Below are 1,094 nucleotides of genomic sequence, written 5' to 3' on the forward strand. Positions count from 1 at the left end.
ATGCGGTAGTGGCAGAAGGGTTCGAAGCCGGAGGGCATAATGGACGCGAAGAAACAACGACTTTCTGTTTGATTCCCGCTGTACGTGAGGCTACAACATTACCTTTGATAGCCGCAGGAGGTGTCGGTACAGGAGAAGGAATACTGGCTGCTATGGTGTTGGGAGCCGAAGGTGTACAGATAGGAACCCGTTTTGCTCTTACTGAAGAGAGTTCAGCGAGTCCGGTATTTAAAGATTATTGCTTGAGTCTCGGTGAAGGGGATACTAAGTTGTTGTTGAAAAAGCTGGCTCCGACACGTTTGGTAAAGAATGCTTTCCGCGAAGCGGTGGAGAAGGCTGAAGATAGTGGTGCTAGTGCAGAAGATTTGAGAACTTTATTAGGACGGGGGCGTGCTAAAAAAGGAATCTTCGAAGGTGATCTGGAAGAAGGGGAATTGGAGATCGGACAAGTTTCGGCAATCATATCCCGTCGGCAGTCTGTGGCAGAAGTAATGGACGAATTGGTAGCGGCTTATCAACGGGCAGCAAAGAAAGATTATTTATTTTAAAGATATAGCTCACCACAGAGTAATACAAAGTCTTGCAGAGTTTTTTTAAAAGATCATCAATCGAAGGCGTAAGACATTGAGATGGCCTTATTTTGAAAAAGAAAAAACTCTGTAAGACTTTGTGTTACTGTATGGTGAAAATGCATAGTTATAGGCTGATAGGATCGTACTTTAAACCAAATACGTCGGCTACGGCCTTATAAACGATTTTTCCTTCTACGATATTTAATCCGAGTGCTAATGCTGGATTCTCTTTGCAGGCTTTTTTCCATCCCTTATTTGCTAAAGCGATCACATAGGGGAGGGTAGCATTGGTCAGTGCAAGGGTGGAAGTGTAAGGTACAGCTCCCGGAATATTAGCTACTGCATAATGCACGATTCCATCTACAATATAGGTCGGTGCACTGTGAGTGGTCGGGTGAGAGGTCTCGAAACATCCTCCCTGATCGATTGCTACATCTACTAATACTGTGCCGGGCTGCATTATTGAAAGCATTTCTTTGGTAATCAAATGTGGTGCTTTATCACCGGGAATCAGTACAGAGC

Annotated in this window: 1 protein-coding gene and 1 pseudogene; one reads left to right on the forward strand and one right to left on the reverse strand. The window is 44.4% G+C overall.

Going from position 1 to position 1,094, the window contains the following annotated elements:
- Window positions 1-548: NAD(P)H-dependent flavin oxidoreductase (locus AB5935_RS27695; RefSeq protein WP_368328063.1), on the forward strand; the 548-nt coding region annotated here is incomplete at its 5' end.
- A gap of 148 nt (window positions 549-696) precedes the next feature.
- On the opposite strand, the pseudogene AB5935_RS27700 reads toward AB5935_RS27695, so the two are convergent.
- Window positions 697-1,094 (reverse strand): annotated as a pseudogene (locus AB5935_RS27700) (alanine dehydrogenase); the annotation flags it as partial.

Origin of the sequence: Phocaeicola sp. RTP21198st1_B8_RTP21198_201120, from assembly GCF_040929485.1 — a bacterium.
Lineage (GTDB): Bacteria > Bacteroidota > Bacteroidia > Bacteroidales > Bacteroidaceae > Phocaeicola > Phocaeicola dorei.